Source organism: Streptomyces sp. HPF1205 (genome assembly GCF_020400825.1).
GTDB lineage: Bacteria > Actinomycetota > Actinomycetes > Streptomycetales > Streptomycetaceae > Actinacidiphila.
Genome location: NZ_JAINVH010000036.1, coordinates 67,521 through 84,893 on the forward strand (window position 1 = coordinate 67,521; position 17,373 = coordinate 84,893).

Below are 17,373 nucleotides of genomic sequence, written 5' to 3' on the forward strand. Positions count from 1 at the left end.
CACTTCAGGAGGAGGACTGGGTTGACGCGACGCTATGCACCCAAGAGGTGGTCATTTCGCCTCCGTTGAGCGACAAGGTGCTCACGCTCACGCCGGGGAATTCCTGCATGAACTGACGGATGACATGGCCGCAGGACGCGCAGACCGGGTTCCATGTGTAGAGTCCGATGCGGCCCTGGATTTGATCCGCTTGAGTACCGGAATATCGCAGGAAGTTTCCGATGGCCTCCAGCAGCTTGTGTTCCGTGTCGTGGATCCTGTCGATCTCCTCGATGGTCATCGTTTCGTACGCAGAGGTTTCCTGCGTCAAAGCGGGCACCATTCCCTCAGCATCTCTTCCGCCGCTGATGGATTCAAACCCGTACACCTCGCCGCCCAGGCTCAGCAAGGCCACCGCGATATTGCGCTTTTTCTCCACTGCGTACTGCTCAAAGGTCAACTCCCCCGCCGACACCCGCGCAGCCAGCTCAGCCAACATCACCTGCCTTTCGGTCCACATTTCCTGGCCCCGCTGCTTGGCGATTTCCAGCAGCAGATCGGGCGATTCGAGATCGACGGCGGGCGCCGCCGCCGGTTCGGCCTCGGCAGGCGCGGCCACAGACTCCTCAACCGCGGGTTCTGCGGGCTCCCTTTTCCGCTTGCGGCCCAGCCCACTGGGGTCGGTCAACAGGACCGGATTGTTTCCGGCGTAGGTGTAGAGGGCGAGGTTCAACGGGTCGTAGGCGCCGCTTTCGGGGGTGCCGTCGAGGTAGGTGGTGAGGGCGGGGTCGGGGTTTTGCCAGAGTTGGTGGCGGGGGTCGTAGTAGCGGGCGCCGTAGTAGTAGAGGCCGGTTTCGGGGTCGAGTTCCTTGCCCGTGTACTGGTAGGGGATGGGCTGGGAGGGGTGTTCTTCGACCCAGGTCTCCCCGGCGGGCAGGTACTGGACGTGTTCTGTCAGGCGGCCGTGGGCGTCGGTGACGAACTGGGTGGAGTCGAGGTGGTCGCCGTGGGTGTAGTACTGCCGGTCCTCGGTGCGTTGTGGGGGTTCGACGGTTTTGGTGAGGAGGCGGGTGTCGCCGATGTAGATGTTCTTGAAGGACTGGTTGCCGTCGGTGGCGTAGTACTGGTTGGGGTGGACGTGGAACTGGGCGGCGTCCTTGACCACGCGGTTGCCCTGGTCGTCGTAGCGGTAGCGGGCGGCGTTGGGGGTACCGCCGGCGTTGTCGCACGACTGGGGTGCCTGCGGCAGGGTGGGGCGCTGGACGTTTTCGTGGGTGCATTCGAGGCGGTTGTTCTCGTCCCAGATGAGCTGGCGGCGGGGGCCGGGTTGCTGGTCGCGGCTGATCTGGTTGCCGTTGGCGTCGTAGGTGAGGGTCTGGTCGCCGACGGTGGTGGGGGCGTGGGGGTGGGCGGTGGTGTAGGTGTAGGGGCTGGTGTAGGTGAGTTTCCTGTCGGTCGTGGTGGTGCCGCCGGTGACGAGTTGGTGGACTTGCGTTTTGTCGGTGATGTTGCCGGTGGTGTCGTAGCGCAGGTCGAGCCGGTAGGTGTCGGTGTGGGGTGGTGTGCGGGGCTGGTAGGTCCCTTCGGCGTGGGTGAGTTGGTCGAGGTCGTCGTACTGGAAGGTTTCGCTGGTCGGTCCGCCGACGGGGAATCCGGCGTCGGGGTCGGTGGGTGGGGTGGTGTCGTTGCGCAGGGCGGTGATGTCGCCGACGTGGTCGTAGCGGTAGTTGAGGTTCTGGAAGACGTAGCCCTGGGCGAGGCGGGCGGTGAGGTTGGCCAGGCGCAGGTTGGCCGGGTCGTAGGTGTAGGTCGTGCGGGTGCCGTTTCCGGTGTCGAGCAGGACGGGCTGCTCGAACTTGTCGTAGTCCAGGCGGGTCAGGTAGCGGTAGGTGTGGTCTGCTTTGGTGCCGGTGGCCTGGTCGACCTGGCCGCCGCTGTTGTAGTGGTAGGCGAGGGTTTCGCCGTCGGGGTAGGTGAGGTCGAGCAGGCGGTTCCAGGTGTCGTAGCGGTAGCGGGTGGTGAAGCTGCGGGTCTGGTGGCCTTGGGTGGTGACGGTGCGGGTTTCCCGGGTGACTTCGCCGAGGGGGCCGTAGCCGCGGGTGAGGGTGCCGGCGCCGTCGGTCTGGGCGGTGACGCGTCCGGCGGCGTTGTTCGGGGCACCGGGCGGGCCGTAGGTGTAGTGGACGTCGTTCGCCTCGAAGACGGGGTAGCGGACGTCGGTGAGGCGGTTGTAGTCGTAGTCGTAGTCGATGGACCGTCCGGCCGCCGCGAGGTTGGCGGTGATCGTCCGGACGGGGTTGCCGGCGAGGTCGTACGCGGTCCGGGTGGGTCCGGTATCGGGGTTGTCCAAGGTGGTGCGGCGGCCGAGGTTGTCGTAGGTGGCGGTGGTGGTGTGGTGGTGGTCGTCGGTGACGGCGGTGAGCCGGCCGAGCGGATCGTAGGCGTAGCTGGTCCAGATGACCGGCTGTCCCGCGACCGGGTTGAATTCCTCCACGGCGGCGGTGCGCCTGCGGACGTCCTGGTAGGTGCGGGCGGGGTGGCCGTTGGCGTCGGTGTCGGTCGTCTGGAACTCGGTGTTGCCGTCGCGGTCGGGGCCGAAGGCGTAGGCGCTTTCGGTGTGGGTGGCATCGGGCAGGTCGGTGCGGGTGGTCCGGTCGAGGACGTCGTAGGTGAGGACGGTGGGGGTGACGGTGTCGATCGTGGGGTTGAAGGTGGTGTTCGCTGGGGACTTGGGTTCACTGACCGGGTGGTACTGCCGGACCGGGCGGCCGAGGAAGTCGTAGTCGACGTGTCCTGAGACGGTCATCGCGTCGGCGGGCGCGGTGTCAGGTCCGGTGTGGAGGGCGGCGTCCTTCTTGGTCTGGATGGGGCGGTCCAGGCCGTCGGTGAAGGTGATGGTGTCGAGGGTGTCGTCGCGGACGGTGTCGTCGGCCTGCCGGTCGATGTTGTGGGAGACGGCGTAGGGGACCGGCGCGTCGGGATGGTAGTCGAAGGCGATGGTGACGTGGCCGGTGCTGGTCTCGTAGGGGCCGGTGACGGTGGCGGGGCGGCCGGCGGCGTCGTAGGTGGTCCGGGTGACCTGGCCGTTGATGTCGGTGACGGTCCCGGGCAGGCCGAATCTCAGGTCCGTGGTGGTGTGGCTGTGCAGGCCGAAGCTGTCGGTGACGTCGGCGACGTGGGTATGGACGTCCGGGTCGTAGGTGTAGTCGAGCCGGTACCGCTGGCCGCGGCGGTTGGGCGGGTCGATGACGGTGCTCAGGTTGCCGTCGGGGAAGTACGCGAGGTCGGTGACCGCGCCGGCGCCGTCGGCGAGGTCGGCGCGGATCCGGGTGACGTCGCCGTTTCCGCAGTCCACGGTGGCCTGGCGGTGGCGCATGAGGGTGGTGCTGCCGTAGACGTCGACGGCTGTGGGGATGCCGGTGATGTGCGTCGCCTGGCAGGCGGGGTCGTCGGCGGAGTAGCGCGTGCGGGTGTCGGTGTCGTCGGCGGGGCCGCTGTCGCCGGCGTCGAACGACCGGGTCACGTTGCCGGCGTCGTCGTACTCCATGGTGGTGTAGGTGGACTTGGCCGGCGTGGGGGCGCCTTCGTAGAAGTGGCTGTCGGTGCGGACGAGGTGGGGGAAGATCGTCGCTGTGGTGCTGGCGGGGTCGGCGGCGCTGTCAGGCGCGTTGATGTCGCGCAGGGCGTAGGTGTGGTCGGTTTCCAGGTAGGGGTGGTCGCCGGCGTCGACGGTGCGTTCGCGGGTCATCAGGCCGCGGGTGTAGTGGCCGTCGGTGCGGTAGTCGCGGATGACGCTGCGGTAGACCGTGTCGCCGTTGCCGTGGTTGCGCCGGCGTTCGATGACCTGCCCGTATCCGTCGAACTCGCGCTCCAGCCGGTCGAAGACGCCGTCGTGGTATTCGTAGGTGGTCAGCTGGATGTCCTGGCCGTCGCCTCGGTGTCCGTCGTCGACGGCGACGCTGGTCAGGTCCCAGCGGGAGTGCGGCTGCTGGTAGGTGTTGCCGTCGCGGGTGTAGTCGAAGTCGAGGGTTCCGCCGAGCGGCCGGGTGACGCTGCGCAGCAGGTTGGTGCGGCCGGTGGTGTTCAGGCGGGCGGTGAGCTGGTCGTCGGCGGTGGATTCCAGCTGGTCGACGTTCCCGTCGCCGTTGATGTCGGCCAGCATCTGCTGGGTGCGGCCGACGCCGGTGGAGGCGTTCGCGCCGGGGTTGATGACGACGCACAGCCCGGGGAGGACGCAGATGGGGATGGTGGCATAGGCGCCGCCACTGAGCTGGGCGTTCTGGTCGCGGTTGATCTGCGGCAGGCTCCCGGTGAACGGCACGGCCGGGTCGAAGCCGCTTCCGGTGTTGACGGCGACCTCCATCGGGCCACCGTGGTCGCCGGCGAAGACGCGGTCGGGCAGGCCGTCGCCGTTGACGTCCTGGAGCGTGGCGGTTGCCGAGGCGGTGTTCTGGCTGTAGGAGGCGCCGCCGGCGAAGCCGTAGAAGTCGGTCTGGAAGCCGAGGTTGACTCCCCAGCTGGTGCCCTTGCCGGCGTTGAGCGGCGCCGGGTTGCGCCACGGTTCCTTGGCTCCGAACCGGTAGCCGAGGTTGAGGGCGACGTTTCCGTCGTCGTAGACGCGGTCGGGCAGTCCGTCGCCGTTGATGTCGAGCAGGTCGGTGGTGGCGTCGGAGGTGTTGGCTCCGAGGTCGCCGCCGACGCCGAGCGGGGGCAGTTCGTTGCCGGACTCGGCCGTATTGGCGGTTCTGCGGCCGGTCGGTGCGGCGTCGCCGCGGCCGGTGCTCAGGGTGCGCGCGGCGCTGCCCGCGCTGACGTTGCCGGCAACGTTCCAGTTCGTACGCGCCGCGGCATCGGGCAGCCGGCTGTGGGTGTCGCCGAGGCCGCCGACCGGGCTGGAGTACTGGATGCCGCCGGGTGAGACGACGTCGGGGAACTGGTCGCCGTTCATGTCCAGGAAGTCGATCAGGCCGGCGCTGCCTCCGGTGGAGATGCTCCCGCCGAGGGTGGTGCCCGAACCGACGGATCCGGTCAGGGACAGCTGGTTGCTGTAGGCGAGACGGGGCACCGCGATCCCCCCGGCCCACTGACTCGGTTCCGGCACGCTGATCGTGCCCGAGCCCAGGCGGGAACTGCTCGCACCGCCCGCCGAGGCCCACGAGTCCTGGCCGCTGCTCCATCGCCGGTGTTGCGGGTCGGGGACGAAGGGGATGACCTTCGGGGGATCGATCCGCGGGTTTGCTTCGAAGGCGTCCTTGTCCGCCTGGGGGTCGACGGACCGGGGCAGCTGGTCGCGGTAGGAGGAGTCGATGACCAGGTCGCCCTGCCTGATCGGTGCGGTGGCACGGTCCTCGTTGCCGTTGTAGCCGACCGCCCCCCATCCCCGGTACGGCTGGGGGAACGCGCCCTCCTGCGCGGGGCTGTGGAAAGCGCTGGGGACGGTGACGGTGACGGTGTGATCGCCGCTGCCGGTAGTGACCGTCACCGACTGGCCGGTCAGGTGGCCGCGCAGCCCCGGGGCCCTGGTGCTGAAGTCGAAGAAAAGGTCGTCTCCCGCTCGGGCGTCCACCGTGAACGGGGGCGGCGCGTCGACCCTCTCGCCGTGGACGGTGAAGTAGCGTTTGGCGATCAGTTCACCGCGGCGTTTGACGGTGAAGGCGACGCGGGCGTCGGGTGCGCCGGGGCCGACGGACAGACGGGGGGTCACGGTCATCGGCCCGTCGGTGTCGACGTGGTGGAAGCCCTGCGGCGCGGTGAGTCCGTCCACCGGGTACATGTCCACGCTGTAGGGCGGGTCGAGGACGATCAGTGGGTTGCCGTCGCCGTCGGTGACCCGGTCGACGCCTTCGGCGCTGGTGTAGACGGCCCGCGGCGTCCAGCCGATCCTGCTCAGGTCGACGGGTGAGTCGGCGGCGATCCGCCACTGGAGCGTCTGCCCCTTGCGGACATCGATGTCGAGAGCGACCGGCACCGTCCCGGTGGTCGCCCCGGTGAGTGTGTGCTCCAGCACGGGGGTTCCGTCGCGGGTGATCAGCGCGGTGACGTCGTCGCTGGTGGCGCCGGACTTGGTGACGTCGCCGCTCAGGTGCATGACCCCGGTGTACGGGGCCGTGATCCGCGCGTCGCGTCCGCCCAGGGTGAAGTCCCGCGAGGCCTGGTAGCGGTAGACCGGCAGCCCGTTGACGTCGTCCTGGTCCGCGACATCCAGATAGGCGATGCGCGGGTCCCAGTCGACCTGGTCCAGGCTGCCGTCGGAGACCGACTGGACCCGGAAGTACAGGCGCTCACCGCGGGCGACCGTGATCCGGTCGACGCCGGTGGGCGTGTGCTCGCTGTCGTCCCGGGCGGTGATGCGGTCCGCCCACAGCTCGGTGCCCTCGTGCTGGATCGCGACCCGGACCCCGTCGGCGGTCTGCGAGGCGGCACGGGCGCCGGCGGTCTCCGGTGCCAGGCGGACCGCACCGTCGATGCGGACCGTGCCGGAGTAGGGGGCCACCCAGCGGCGTACGGTGTCCAGCAGGGCGTTGGAGTGCGCCAGCCGCTGCCGCTGCTCGTCGAAGCCGGGGAATCCGCTCGCGTCGACGCTGCCGCCGCCGACCGGGACGGGTGTGCCCTGGCTGCTGAGGCCGTAGACCGGCCGTCCGTCCGCGCCGATCCGGCCGAACAGCACGCTGGTGCCGTCGACCAGGTCGGTGATGCCGTCGCCGTTGACGTCGCTGAAGTACCGGTCGGTCACGGAGAAGGTGTTGACGTCGTCGAGCTGCGCGGCAATCGCCCCCGGGTAGCCCTCGACGCCGACGGTGAACGACAGTGCGTGTTCCCGCGTGAAGCCGGGCAGGTCGAGTGTCTTGGTCTCGGCGGAGAACGCCGCCTGACCGTTCGGGCCGGACAGGTTCTTGCGGTACTCGATCGTGTCGCCGTGCCGGAACACCTTGTCCGGCAGGCCGTCGCCGTCGACGTCGACCAGGGCCAGCAGGCCGTTGTCCTGCGCGTAGCCGAAGCCCAGCTTGTCGCCGACGGACCCGGACTTGCTCGGCTCGGCTCCGATGCCGACGTACAGGTGGCCGCCGCCGCCGGCACTGGTGTTGGCGTTCAGGGCGCCGGCGCGGCCGACGTGGTCCGGGGGCAGGTCGAGCGGGCCCTGGCTGAGACCGTCCGGGGGCGAGGTCCACGGCACCTGTTTGAACGCCTGGTAGCCGCCGTGGGCGTCGCGGATGTCGTCGTAGTAGTCGAAGCGGTGCCGGTTGAACAGGCTGCCGTCGGCGTCGTACTGGCTGATCGACTCCAGGAGGGTCTTGTCGAAGGCGCCGGTGGTGTACGTGAACTCGTAGGAGCGGATCGGCTTGCCGTCCAGAGCCACGTCGATGCGGCGCAGCCGGTCGGCGGTGACGCGTTTGAAGCCGCCGCGGGCGTCGATGGTCTTGTCCGCCCGCAGGGGTTCGCCCAGCTCCCGGTCGCGGGTGAAGGTGACGGAGTAGCGGCCCTCGCCGGTGCCGGTGCAGGTGTCGGTGCAGGTGTAGGTGATCCTGCTCAGGTAGAGGTTGCTGCCCGGCTCCGCACCGCCGTCGACGCCCGGGTCCTCGACGCGGGCGTACTGATAGCGCATCACGTTGTCGTGGGCATCGCGGACCTCGGTCAGCGCCCACTCGAAGACGTTGCCGGAGCCGTCGGTGAGGGTCGCGTCCGCCTGCGGACCCTGACCGCCGGCCGGCGCCCCGTAGAACCAGTGCGTCCCGGACTTGTCCGTGACCTCCCACGTGTAGCCCGCGGGACCGCTGCCGTGCCGGACGATACGGGCGAAGTCCCCCTCGGTGCGGGTATGGAACACCTTCTCCCCGGCGCGCTGCCGCGGTGGGCCCCGGTGCGCCAGAGGCGTCAACTGCTCGCCGTTGAGCAGATACGTCTCGGTTTCCGTACGCGCGTCGTAGCGCGGCACGCCCCACCGGGTGTCCACCGTGACCACCGGGACGGCCAGGTCCCAGCCCACCCCCATCCACCCGTCGCCACCGCCGGAGTCGTAACCGACGCTGAGGTCCGGCTGCAGACCCTGCCGGCCCGGCGGCACCTCGATCGGGTACGACAGCCGGTTGTCCCCCTGGTTGTCGGCCCGGGGAGGTTCGATGAGGTCGATCCCCGCACCCGGATCGGCGGAGGCGATCCCGCTCAGCTGGTTCGCGTCGAACGAGGCGACGTCCGGATGCTCGGGCACCGCCACCGCGTCGCCGCCCGCCGCGGACGGCACGGGGAACACCTCAGCGGCAGGAGCCGCGGACAGCAACGCGATCATCAGCAGCAAGGCGACGGCAGGCGCCGTGAACCTCGTGCGGCGCCGGCTGCGGGTACGGGGCCCGCGGCCGCCGGTAGGAGATGTGCGCATCCTTCGGACCCCCGTCCGATGTGGGGCTGAACGGCAAGAACGAGGCATCCGTCCAGTGAGTCCGGACCGGCGCGAACACGCCGGGCCCCTCACTCACGGCCTCGGTGACAGCCCACGCCGGCCGGCGCGCATGCGGCGTCAGTACCCGCCTCGGGCTTGGAGAACGCAATCACTGGTGTAAACGGCGTGCGGGCCGGCAACGCCCGCGAGGGTCCGCACCGGCATCCATCAGACGAGGCGGAACCCACCCTGATGCCCTATCCGCGAGACCCACGGTAAGCAGCACACCGTCACATGTCCGCATTCCTACGGGCATTCCACCCGAACGGCGCAACGCCTGGGGACCCAGCGCGTCCCACGGACGCGAGACCAGACGTGCGCCGGCACCGCCCACGCCCCGCTCCCCCACGGCCGCACCGCCCGCTCCACACCGGCCTCCCCGCGCTCGCCGTCACCTGCCTGGCGGCCGGGCAGCGGGCCCCGGCAGCCCGTCGAAGTCGCCGGGCACGTCGGCCCGCCCCGGGCCGGGCCGGAGGTGTAGGTGCAGGTGTAGGTGCAGGCGAGGTCCACCAAGGTGGTGGAGCCGTCGCCGGCGCCGCGACCGCGCCGGCCACGATGTTGCCCGACCTCCTGCGAGTGCTGGGCCCCGACAACCCCCCACGCTTCCTTCGCCCGTGGCAACCTCGCCGCCGTCCGCCGCTCAACGCCGTCTCTACGGCGGCGATCTCCCGAACCGGTGACCAGCGGCGCCTTTCGTCAATGCGGCCGCACCATTTCGTCGAATATCCATGAGGACATCGGGGACTGCCGCGAGGGGGGCGCCTACTGCGACTGGAACGCCCTGATACGCACCGCCGGACCGTCGGAACCGCGGGTCACGTGCGGCCGGGGTCGTGGGTGCCGTAGTCCTGCCTGCGCCCGAGCGGGGGAACAGCACGAGTTCGGGGCGGGTGGTGCGGTGGCCCTTCGTTCAGGTCGCGGGTACGACCTGTTCCGCAAGTGGCAGCGCGACGGCACCTGGAAGCGGACCCTGGAGCAACCGCAGGTCCGGGCCGATGCGCAGGGTCCGATCACCTGGGACGTGAGCGTGGACTCGACGGTCTGCCGTGCGCACCGGCACGCCGCCGGCGCGCGTAGAAAAGGGATCTGCAGCGCGGGCCGCCCGGCGGGATCGGCACCGAGCCGGTCGACCACGGTCTCGGAAGCTCCCGAGGCGGCCTGACCATGAAGATCCCCCTCGTGGCCGAGCAGAGGCAAAAGGGCGTGCACGAGGTGGGCCCGGGCCCGGATGATCGTGCGGTCGAGGAATTCGCTCAGCCTCGCAGGAGGGTTGTGCGGGCGCGTGCGGCGGCGCAACCATGGGACAGAGACATGGAATGCGGCATTGCGTCATGCGCGCCGGGCGCCGAACGCCGGATAACCGGGGCCGGCGGCGTCCCGGGCGAATGCAGGCCGCCGCACGGAGCGGGCGCGACAAGCCCTTTGCCAACCGCGGGCTCGTCCACCAGCAAGGAAAGGCAATACATATGACCGATGGATTCCGCGTCTTCTACCAGGGTCTCCTGACGGCCGCACACGCCTTCGCCCAGCAGGCGACGAACTACGAAAGCATCATGCCGGACGGCGGTTTCGGCTGTCCTCGCGGCGGTGACGACGAGATCGACCGCATCATGAACCTCTTCGTCATCGCACTGGGGAACGTACACAGCGCGATCGCCAATACGATCGAGAACCACGGGTGGAAATTACAGGAGACCCACGACGACTACCACCTGGGCGAGAGCAACGTCGTCGCGGGCATCCTGCGTGTCGCGTACGAGCAGGGCTACCCGCTGGAGTCCAACCCGTCGGCCGGCACCGGCGGCAGCACCTTCGTCCCGTACCCGACACCCGGGGGGAAGACGATCCTCCCCCACCCCCTCTCTGTCCCGCGCTACCTGGCGGACACTCCCCCGCAGTGGGCGGACCTGAGATACCCGAGCTTCGAGACGCTCGGCGGTGCCGGAAGCCCCAGCCAGGACCCCTGGATCGGCGGCGACCTGCGCGGCATGTGGGACCTCGCCGAGAAATTGCGGACCTTCGCCTACCAGAGCGGCCACAGCGGGCCGGGCAACGGCTCGGTGGTCGAGCCGGGGACAGTGGTGGGCGAGCTGACCATGTCGGTACGGAAACTCCTCACCGAGGCCGGCCAGGAGTGGAGCGGCACCGCCGCGACGAACTTCGGCCGCGCCTACGCCAACGACGCCGCGATGGCCACGGTGGTGGCGAACGCCGCCTGGGACACCGCCGACGCGCTCATCGGGCTGGTCTGGATGCTGTACGAATTCCAGTCGCAACTGGAGGAATACGCCCAGCTGTTCGTGGACCGCGGCTACCGTATCGTCTTCGACCCCGGCGCCGACGACTCGAACCCCTTCCAATTCGTCGCCACCTCGGCGGTCACAAAGGCCTGGGACTGGCACTCGGCCCGTGATGAGCTGGGACAGCTGTACCACGACCTCAGGTCACGGGCCCGCGCGAACCGCAAGAACGCGGCGAAGACCCTTAGTCACCAGTACGAAATCCTGGCCGGCATCCTGCAGAGCCTGCACGACGACAACGACGGCCGCGTCCACACACCGAACATGAACGACCGCCAGTGGGAGTCCCTCAACGACAACATGAGGAAACTGGAGTCGATGCAGAAGTCCCCCGACTACAAGAAGGCCGGCTCCGGCCTCGGCCTCGACTGGGTCGGCGGCGGCAAGGCCGCCCTGAGTGTGGCGGCCTCCCACGGCAAGTGGAAGGATGTCGCCGCCCCGATCGCCTCCATCATCCTGGCCTTCATCACGGCGGCCTGACCGGGAGCCCGGTCGTGCCCGGGCGGTTCCTCCAGTCCCTCCGCGCAGGCCTGGCGGCGGGCTGCAGATGCCCTCCCGCGAGCCGGCGCGGACACCCCCGGTCAACCCGCAGTGGTTGCGCGAGACAACAGAGGGCACCACCTGCCTGCGGCGGCGCCGGACGGTGTCTCCGGCCCGAGGCGCCAACGGCCCGGCGGCCGGCCACCGGGCGCCTCGGCAGCGGTGGACCGGGCGGGGGAAGGACCGGGCGCGGGGCAGTTGGCCGGTCCGGGGCGGGCTGCCCCGCTGTCCCCGGCGCGTGCGGCCGCCGGCGGTGCGGCGGACACGCCGGAACGCGTCCGGTCTTCGGACCGGCGGGCCGGAGCGGACAGGTCGTCAGCGGGTCCGGCCTCCCCCGGAACCGCCGACGAGGAACGCCCCCCACCTGCGGCCCCGAGGTGGGGTCAGCGTGCGGACCTCAGCCTGCCGAGGACGAGACTCTTGGCAAAGACCAGTTTCATCCCGCTGTCGTCACATTCGGAGGTGCCCACGGCCAGGGCTCCGCCGAACCGGGCGATGTCCTGCTGGACGACTTCCGGCGGGTCCGAGTAGCGGCCGCCCCTGGCAAGGCTGAAGAAGCCCGGCATCACCGCTTCGTCCGGGTGCGGCCGGCCGAGGAGCGCAGACGGGGAAGCGGGGAAGGCCGGACACGGTTCAAAGCGGTGGACATAGCGGGTGCGCATCGGGAAGAGCCCGGTCCGTTTCTGCGCCTTCTTCGTCTCCACCAGCAGGGTGCCGTCGATCGTGATGCAGAACAGGTAGCCCACGACGTTGAAGCTCCAGCCTCCGGGGTTGTCGATGACGTCGTCCCAGTTGCCCCGGTCCTCCATCCGGTACCGGCCGACCACCGTCTGCCCGGTGACGGGCTGCAGCCCGCTGCGCGGGGCGAGTTCGGCGAACTCCTTGCAGTACGAGAGGAAATCGGCCCACACCTTCGAGGCGGTCCGGTAGGTGGCCTCCAAACGCTGGAGTTCGACGGCCTCGTCCGCGTCGCCGGCCGAGTTCAGGCGGTTTATGTCGTCCTGCAGTCCCATGGCCGGAGTGTACTGAGCTGACCCCGGTTTCCTGGAGTCCCTCCGACAGCCGGGCGCTGTTCCTCCCACGGGCCCTGATGGTCCGGCCACAGTTCACCGTGAGCGCCTTCGGACCGGTCTTCCCGACAGACGTGCGCCACTGGACGCCATGCGCGGCCGGGCGGCTCATGGCCACCGGGCTGCTGCTCGGTGACGGGACAGGCACTGCGGACCGGAAAGATCGAAGTGCGGCGGTCACCCTCCGGGACCGGGCTTTCGCCAGTGAAGGCCCCACGGCGCTCCGCCGACTCGCACGCTCATCAGCCACCTGAAGCGCTCGGTCACACGCATCCGCGTCCAGGTCCACGCCGGGGCATCCTCAGAAGTCCAGCTCGATGTAGTCGATGTCGGTGAACTCCACCTCCAGGCCCTGGGCGCGGCGGCCGCGGTCCTTGAAGTAGATCTCCTGCAGGCCTTCGGCGGCGATGGCCTGGAGTTGCTGTTCGGTGGCGCCGGCGGTCTGCGCGTCGAACAGCCGGGCCGCGTAGGCGGGGGGCAGGTGCTGGGTGATGCGCCGCATCCTCGCGTCGTCGGTGGAGCCGGGGGCTGCGGTGAAGCCGAACCGGGCCCTGGTCTCGATCACGATGCCGGTGGCCGTGGCGGCGCGCTTCTTCGCCCGCTGCCGTACGCGCGGCTGCCAGTCGCGGCGGATCTCCCGTTCCAAACGGGCCGCCAGGTCCTTACGGGGGCGCCGCAAGGTGCCCTTGAGGTAGCGCTCCACCGTGCGCTGGGTCACCCCGAGCCGTTCGGCCACGGCCCGGGTGGAACCCTTCTCCGACTTCACCAGGAACCGCATCTGTGCCTGCGCGGACTTCGGGATGGGGCGGGTCGCGGTGCCCGCGGCCGCCCGGTTCAGCGCGTCGTCGATCTCGCCCACGCTCTACTCCCCGTCGTCCTCGGCGTCGTCGCCCTTGATGTGCCGGGCCGGATTGTGCTGCTGCTCCAGCAGTTCCACCGCCCAGTACATCGGCTGGGTGCCCTCGTGCTTGACCATCCCGGGCGAGACCCCGAGCCGGAACGTGCCCGGCGCCGGCTTGCCGTCCCGCCCGTAGGGCAGGACGTCCAGCGGCGACGGCCCGGCGGCCGGGTAGACGGCGCAGTCCGACAGCAGCGCGACCGGCAGCAGCGCGTCCTCACCGAACACCAGCGAGCCGGCCGGGACAGGCGCGCTGCTGGTGGCGAGTGCGGTCTTGACCAGCTTACGGTGCATGTTCACCCGGGCCGCCGAGATCACCGCCGCCCGGATGTCCGGGCGCCAGGTGGGCCGCTCCAGAGCCGGCCACCGCTCGCCTGGGCGGTACGTGGCTCCCTGCGGCCGCTCGCGCAGCTTGCCGATACCGCCCTTGACGGTGGACTTGATCGCCGACAGCACCGCGGCCATGCCCGGGTCGGTGGCCTTGTGCCCGGCCATCGCCTTGAGGAAGTCGGCCGGGGCGAGGTCGGCGGTCACCCCGAGGTCGGCCATCGTCTGCTTGTAGGCCTCGGCCAGGTGCTTGTACCAGGGATCCAGATACGGGCCCGCCTCACGGCGTACGAAGGCCTCGATCGGGCGGAGCTCCACCGGCAGCCCGAACTGGTCGATCAACTCCTGCGCGTAGGCGACGGTCGGGGTGGCGTACCAGGCCGGGCCGGTCGGGCGGCCGCCTTGCGGCGTGAACGGCGACGGCAGGCGCGGGTCGATCTCGATCCCGGACAGATCCACCAGCCACGCCCCGGGCACGGTCTTGTCGAACCGCGGCGCGCGCACGTGCTCCGGCCCGGACAGGCCCACCGGCAGCCGGTTCGCCGCGGCGAGGAACGCGGTGTTCACATCCACGCCGACCGCATACGGCTTCACGCACTCGGCATCGGTGAGCAGCTCGGGATCGCGGATCCAGTCGTACGCCTCCTCGTCCAGGACCTGGTCCGGCGTGCGCTGGTGCGTGCGCGGGAACAGCGCGGTCACGACGGGGTGTTCGTCCGGGGCCTCCGGCGGCGCCGGATCCACCGGCCGCGTGAGCGAGCCCGGCACCGGCCCGGACACCCACGTCCCGCTCGTCTCGTCGCGTACCGCGCGGGTCGGCGGCCGAAGCGCCGTCATCAGCTCCAGACCCGCCACCGCGGTGGAACCGCGCGGGGTGAGCACCCGCGCCGCGTAGGCGGTCAGCACCCGGGCGAGCTCCGCCGGCGGCAGCTCACCCGCGCTCCCCCACGCCCGGCTGTCCAGCGCGTCCCACGGCAGGACCGCCAACTGCACACAACGCCGCTGATCGCCCTGCGCGGGCCGGTAGATACGGGCCCACGGCCCGAACCCCCGCTTCGTCAACTGCCACTTCGCCCGTGCGATCTGCTTGACCACCTTGTGGTCCTCCGGCAGCCGCATCGACCGCCGGTCCTCCAGCCGCTCCGGCAGTCCCAGTCGCACGGCCGCAGCCTCGGTGACCACGATCAACGGGTCGGAGTCCTTCCCGGAGCGGTGCGGTCGCGGCGCGCCGAGCCGGGCTTCGGCCAGCGTCCACTCCACCAACTCCGGCACCGTACCGGCCGGGCACTCCAGCACCAGCCCACCCGCGCAATACAGCGAACCGTCGCCGTCCAGCACGCCGAGCGGGCCGTGCGCGAACCGCGGATCCACCGCCGCAGGCGCGGCCGACGCGGGCGCGGGCTTCGCGGCCCCCGCGCGCGCGGCCGGGCGACGCGACATCGACGCGGGCTCAGCGGCGACCGTCGGCCGCGGCGCCGCGGCCGGAGCAGAGGCGGAAGCGGGCGCGGTGTTCTCTCGGGTCGTCCGCACCGCAGCGTCGGGCGCCGGGCCGGTGGACGACGCTCGCGGTTCCGCAGACTGCCGCGGGTCGGCCGGCGCAGCCGGAAAGCGCGCGGCGAGGCCTTCCAACAGCCGGGCGTAGGCGGCGCGCTGCGGCGGCCGCGGCTCGGTGCGCCCAGCCTCCCAGTTCCCCACCGCCTCACGGCGCGTACCCAGCGCCGTGGCGATCTGCGTCTGACTCAGCCCCGCGGCCTCCCGCAGCCGCCTGCGCTCAGCAGGGGGCGGCAGAACCTCGGACGGCACCTGCTCCAGCAGCGCATCCACCGCACTGAACAGCTCGTTCTCAGCCGGCACCGAGCTCACCTCCACACCGCACCCTACCGCGGATCGCACACCGGATCGCATGTGAATCGCGCGATCCCATGAGAGGTCGCACCAAGGGAACGCCGCAGGTCGGAGCACTACTCGCGTGAGGGCTCCGCCAGTTGACGTGCGGCAAGAGGTCTGGGCCACGGCCGGCCACCGCTGCGGCACGCTGCCGCTGACGGTCGGGACCTCCCAGGCCCGCTCGGCGACTGGCCTGCCTGCCGCCGGCCCAGAGCATCGTCCGCGGGCGGGCAACACGTTCGCGGCCGCCGTTCGCCCGCGGGCCGCGGCGCCGGGCCGCACCGGGACAGGGGAGCCACGCGTTCGACTTGACCCTCACGTGGCGTCATGCCGCACTGTCGGCGTGTGGAGGAACACCTGACTGTGGGGCGCGTGGCCGAACTGGCCGGCGTGAGCGTCCGTACGCTGCACCACTACGACGAGATCGGCCTCGTCCGACCGTCCGCGCGGACCGCGGCCGGGTACCGGGCCTATTCGGTGGATGACGTGGAGCGGCTGCGGGAGGTCCTCGCCTACCGGCGGCTCGGCTTCGGCCTGCGCGAGATCGCGGATCTGGTGGACGACCCCGCCACCGACGCGGTCGCCCGCCTGTACCGGCTGCGCGGCCTGCTGCTGGAGCAGCGCGACCGCGCCGCCGCCATGGTGACGGCCATCGACAGGGAACTGACCGCGCGCGCGGTGGGGATCACGACGACATCGGAGGAGCGACTCAGAATGTTCGGAGCGCAGTTGTACGAGGCCATCGGATCCGCCTACCCGGCGACGCGGCGCACCGAGCCGCGGATCGCCGCGAAGATCTGGGACGCGCTCGGGGACGCGGCCACGGTGCTCAACGTCGGGGCGGGCACCGGCTCCTACGAGCCGCCCGACCGCGATGTCACCGCGGTGGAACCCTCGGCGGTCATGCGGGCCCAGCGTCCCGCGGGCGCGGCGCCGTGCGTGGCCGCCGGCGCGGAGAACCTCCCGTTCGAGGACCGGTCCTTCGACGCGGCGATGGCGGTCAGCACCGTTCATCACTGGCCGGACCCGGTCGCGGGCCTGCGGGAGATGCGGCGCGTGGCCCGCCGCGTGGTGGTGCTCACGTACGACGCGAGCAGTACCGGCCGGGGCGAAGGGTTCTGGCTCGCCCGCGACTACCTGCCCGAGTTCGCCGGCCTCCTCGTCGACTGGCCGTCCCTGGCCGACCTGACCGACGCCGTCGGCGGCCGCGCGGAACCGGTACTCATCCCCTGGGACTGCGCCGACGGCTTCTTCGAGGCGTACTGGCGCCGCCCCGAGGCCTATCTGGACGACCGCGTGCGCCGCGCCGTGTCGGTATGGACCCGGGTCGGACCGGAGGCCGAACAGCGGGCGGTGAACACGCTCCGCGGCGACCTCTCCTCGGGCCGGTGGGCCGAACGCAACCGCGACCTCCTGGCCCTGGACGCGGCAGACCTGGGCCTGCGCCTCATCGTCACGTGAACCCCGGGCGTGGGAACCCCGCGAGGGTACGAAACGCCGGTGCCCGCCCGCGCGGCTCCCGGGCAACCCCTTGCCCGGAAAGAAGCACCCAGGGACCGCGCGCGTACGACCGCCCCCGCCACGCGAGGACTCGGCAGTACCTCCGGCCACGCAACACGAGGAGCAGACAGGGCGGGCGTGGCTGCGGCCCGGCGCCCCGACCCGGCCCCGCCCGGGGAGCAGCCCACAACGAGGACCCGTACTGAGAAATCGAATTCTCAAGGACGGGCAACTCCCCCGGCTCGGATCAACTCCCGCCCGCCCGCGGCAAAGTGCCCGTGCGCGATCCCTTGACCCTCGCTCGGAACGCTCCTACATTGTGCGCTGGAAAAACCGTTGCTCATTTGCGCAGCGGTACGTGCCGTGCACAGGACGGTGGGGCGCCGTAGGACGGGCGGCTCTCCCCCGACCGCGTTGCCGGCTGTCGTCATGCTCTAC

6 protein-coding genes are annotated in these 17,373 nt (G+C 70.8%); 2 read left to right on the top strand and 4 right to left on the bottom strand.

What is annotated here, in order from left to right; translation table 11 throughout:
- Positions 1-4 precede the first annotated feature (4 nt).
- On the bottom strand, positions 5-8,353 hold the full coding sequence (locus tag K7G61_RS30050; protein WP_225850198.1) for a SpvB/TcaC N-terminal domain-containing protein: 8,349 nt from the start codon (positions 8,351-8,353) through the stop codon (positions 5-7).
- Between the two features lie 1,526 nt (positions 8,354-9,879).
- Between K7G61_RS30050 and K7G61_RS30060 the strand changes: the two genes are divergently transcribed.
- The gene (locus tag K7G61_RS30060) at positions 9,880-11,193 is read left to right on the top strand and encodes a DUF6317 family protein (protein WP_225850199.1); all 1,314 of its coding nucleotides are present in this window, start codon (positions 9,880-9,882) and stop codon (positions 11,191-11,193) included.
- 443 nt (positions 11,194-11,636) lie between these two features.
- On the opposite strand, the gene K7G61_RS30065 is transcribed toward K7G61_RS30060, so the two are convergent.
- The 3 genes from K7G61_RS30065 to K7G61_RS30075 all read right to left on the bottom strand — a co-directional run bounded on the left by K7G61_RS30065 (position 11,637) and on the right by K7G61_RS30075 (position 15,402).
- A complete protein-coding gene (locus K7G61_RS30065; RefSeq protein WP_225850200.1) occupies positions 11,637-12,266 on the bottom strand; it encodes a hypothetical protein in 630 nt (209 codons plus the stop codon).
- Positions 12,267-12,624: 358 nt separating this feature from the next.
- Positions 12,625-13,182, bottom strand: coding sequence for an XRE family transcriptional regulator (locus K7G61_RS30070; protein WP_225850201.1), 558 nt, complete (start codon positions 13,180-13,182; stop codon positions 12,625-12,627).
- A 3-nt stretch (positions 13,183-13,185) separates the two neighbouring features.
- Positions 13,186-15,402, bottom strand: a complete 2,217-nt coding sequence (locus K7G61_RS30075; RefSeq protein WP_225850202.1) for a helix-turn-helix transcriptional regulator — start codon at positions 15,400-15,402, stop codon at positions 13,186-13,188.
- A gap of 405 nt (positions 15,403-15,807) precedes the next feature.
- Between K7G61_RS30075 and K7G61_RS30080 the strand changes: the two genes are divergently transcribed.
- On the top strand, positions 15,808-16,896 hold the full coding sequence (locus tag K7G61_RS30080; protein ID WP_308190740.1) for a MerR family transcriptional regulator: 1,089 nt from the start codon (positions 15,808-15,810) through the stop codon (positions 16,894-16,896).
- The last annotated feature ends 477 nt before the right edge of the window (positions 16,897-17,373 follow it).

Excerpts from the sequence above, each read along its gene's own strand:
- K7G61_RS30065 (WP_225850200.1), bottom strand. The coding sequence starts at position 12,266 with ATGGGACTGCAGGACGACATAAACCGCCTGAACTCGGCCGGCGACGCG.
- K7G61_RS30050 (WP_225850198.1), bottom strand. The coding sequence starts at position 8,353 with ATGCGCACATCTCCTACCGGCGGCCGCGGGCCCCGTACCCGCAGCCGG.
- K7G61_RS30060 (WP_225850199.1), top strand. The coding sequence starts at position 9,880 with ATGACCGATGGATTCCGCGTCTTCTACCAGGGTCTCCTGACGGCCGCA.